Origin of the sequence: Limnobacter sp., assembly GCF_964228395.1 — a bacterium.
Taxonomy (GTDB): domain Bacteria; phylum Pseudomonadota; class Gammaproteobacteria; order Burkholderiales; family Burkholderiaceae_B; genus Limnobacter.
In genome coordinates this window covers 1-2,710 of sequence record NZ_CAXQZX010000110.1, presented here as the reverse complement: position 1 = coordinate 2,710, position 2,710 = coordinate 1, and the positions used below count along the sequence as shown (strand labels likewise).

Here is a 2,710-nt window from a genome sequence, read left to right as displayed (position 1 = left end):
GTTTGTGGCCTTTAAGTTGCTGTCTAATTAGGCAAACCTCCATTTTAGCCTCGATTCAAGGGGATATAATGACCAATCCATCAAGACCCACTCATTGCAGGATTTATGTCGCAGGAATTTCTGATTCAAAACAGTTGGCTTATCGCCTTGGCCTTTGGTTCTGGCCTCATGTTGATTTGGCCAATATTGACCAAAGGTGGTGGCACTCGCGTCACCGTGCCCCAAGCCACACTTTTAATTAATCAAAAGAAGGCGGTCCTGGTTGATATTCGAGACGATGACTTCGTCAACAACTCGGGCGTTGTGCCCAACTCCAGGCGCATGGCCATCAAAGACCTGAAAGAAAAGGCGGGCACCCTGGCAAAAACCAAGGAAACTCCCTTGATCGTGTTGTGTCAAACCGGCGCACGTTCCGGCGCAGCCGCCACCGTGTTGAAAGCGGCTGGTTACACCGACGTGTTTGTTCTCGACGGTGGCCTGAATGCCTGGAAAGAAGCAGGCTTGCCGGTTAAAAAGGTTCAAGACGCCGCAGATGCTGCGCCCAAAACCAAAACACCCAAGGCCACCAGGCAGGTTGCCAAGTAAAAGCAAACCCAGTTGCAGCAAACTCAGTAGTCAAGGAATTCACATGAGCAATATTCAAGCCCCTGTTCGCATGTACACCAGCGCGGTGTGCCCTTTTTGCGTTCGTGCTGAACGCTTGTTGAACGAGCGTGGTGTGCAGAATATCGAGAAAATCCGGGTTGATCTCGACCCATCCCAGAAAGAAAAAATGATGGCCGAAACCGGCCGCCGAACTGTGCCGCAAATTTATATCGGCAGCACACATGTGGGCGGCTGTGATGACCTGTTCGACCTCGACCGTGCTGGTAAGCTTTTGCCATTGTTGGGGCAGCCCGGCTAATTTCATTCAAACCTTATTTATTCAATCCATAGGAGCCAGCAAATGGCCGAACAGAATTCAGAAGCAGTGTTTCAAATGCAACGCGTCTACATCAAAGACGCTTCTTTGGAACTGCCCAACGCACCGCAAATTTTCCTCGAGAAGAATCCGCCCAAAATTGAAGTGGCTGTGGATGTGGGCGCACAACGCTTGGCCGAAAACATTTTCGAGTCTGAAGTGACAGTAACGGTGACCGCCAAAATCGACGAGAAAGTGGCTTTTCTTGTGGAATGCAAGCAGGCCGGTATTTTCGAAATTTCAAATGTGCCTGAAGAGCAGTTCGATCCTCTGTTGGGCATTTTGTGTCCCAACATGATCTACCCCTATTTGCGCGCCAATGTAGCCGACCTCATTACCCGCACCGGCTTTCCACCTGTGCATTTGTCCGACATCAACTTCGAACAGTTTTACCAGCAGCGTTTGGCAGCAGCCCAAGAGCAGGCCGCCAAGCAAAACGGTTCCGGCATCATTACCACAGCGTAATTGGCGGCGCGCATGAACATCACCGTGTTCGGTGCAGGGGCGTGGGGCACCGCAGTGGCTGCCCACATGTCCTATGTGCATGATGTGGTGTTGTGGGGGCGCGATACTGCTGTGCTGCAATCCATTGCCAGCCAGCGCGAAAACCCGCGTTACCTCGCGGGTATCAAGCTTTCTCCCACACTGAAAGTACAGGCTGATTTTTCGGCCGCAGCCCGGCACGCGCTTGGCCAACCCGACGCACTTTGGGTGCTGGGCACGCCCATGGGCGCGTTGCGCCAAACACTGTTGCAATTGCTTGAAATTGCGCCCATGGAGCAATGGCCTGCGCTGGTGTGGTTGTGCAAGGGCTTTGAAGTGGGCACTGGCCAAATGCCGCATCAAGTGGTTGAGGAGGTGTTGGGCAGGCACTATGGCGGTGCGCTCACCGGCCCTTCATTTGCAGCCGAAGTGGCGCGTGGCTTGCCCTGCGCACTCACTGCTGCCAGCGCGGACGAGCCCACCCGCCAAGCCATGGTGCGTGCTGCTCACCATGCTGCCTTGCGTGTTTACGAGCTTGACGACCTGGTGGGCGCTGAAGTGGGTGGCGCGGTTAAAAACATCATGGCGGTGGCTACTGGCATTTGCGATGGCATGCAATTGGGCCTGAATGCCCGTGCAGCGCTGATCACCCGCGGCATGGCCGAAATCAAGCGCTTGGCCGTGGCCTTGGGTGCCCAGGCGGAAACCCTGAATGGGCTTTCCGGTTTTGGTGACCTCATACTCACCTGCACTGGCGATTTGTCTCGCAACCGGCGCGTGGGCTTGATGTTGGCTCAGGGCAAGTCACTGGACACCATTCTCAAAGAATTGGGTCAGGTCGCTGAAGGTGTGAAATGTGCGCCGGTGGTCAAGCAGCTTGCCGCGGAATTGGGGGTTGATATGCCGATTACGGCAGCGGTAAATTCTGTGCTATTCGAGGGTTTGAGCCCCGGAGAAGGCGTGATGCGCCTGCTGTCGCGCGAAGCCAGGTCTGAAGACGCTGAATGATCGTTGCTGTTTGTTGTCCACTCGGCGTGGTTGCTTGTGCTGCACGGGGCTGGTTGGTTTGTTGAGTGCTGAGCTTGCAGGGTCACCGCTGCCCGAAAACTTGGCAGGTCGGCTTGCCGTCTTGAGCCTGCACTAAGCCAAGCCCTCCAAAAGTAACGGTCGGGTCTTGGCTTTCGCGCCAGGGCGCGATTGTTGGTCTCGGCGCGCCAAGCCGGCAAGTTTTCTGACTGGTCATCGTGCGACCCATTGCAAGTTCAG

4 protein-coding genes are annotated in these 2,710 nt (G+C 55.0%); all 4 read left to right on the top strand.

Translation table 11 applies throughout. From position 1 onward, the window contains the following. The first annotated feature begins 105 nt into the window (after positions 1 to 105). The 4 genes from ACEQU8_RS09035 to ACEQU8_RS09020 are packed head-to-tail and all read left to right on the top strand — an operon-like array spanning position 106 to position 2,452. Positions 106 to 585 (top strand): rhodanese-like domain-containing protein, encoded by a 480-nt coding sequence (locus ACEQU8_RS09035; RefSeq protein ID WP_370263056.1) that lies wholly within the window; start codon positions 106 to 108, stop codon positions 583 to 585. A gap of 43 nt (positions 586 to 628) precedes the next feature. Beyond that, positions 629 to 904 carry a glutaredoxin 3 gene (gene grxC / locus ACEQU8_RS09030; RefSeq protein ID WP_171101016.1) on the top strand — a complete coding sequence of 92 codons (276 nt, stop codon included), beginning with the start codon at positions 629 to 631 and terminating at the stop codon, positions 902 to 904. A 42-nt stretch (positions 905 to 946) separates the two neighbouring features. Then, positions 947 to 1,426 carry a protein-export chaperone SecB gene (gene secB / locus ACEQU8_RS09025; protein ID WP_008247524.1) on the top strand — a complete coding sequence of 160 codons (480 nt, stop codon included), beginning with the start codon at positions 947 to 949 and terminating at the stop codon, positions 1,424 to 1,426. 12 nt (positions 1,427 to 1,438) lie between these two features. Then, positions 1,439 to 2,452, top strand: coding sequence for an NAD(P)H-dependent glycerol-3-phosphate dehydrogenase (locus tag ACEQU8_RS09020; protein WP_291739149.1), 1,014 nt, complete (start codon positions 1,439 to 1,441; stop codon positions 2,450 to 2,452). Positions 2,453 to 2,710: the final 258 nt, after the last annotated feature.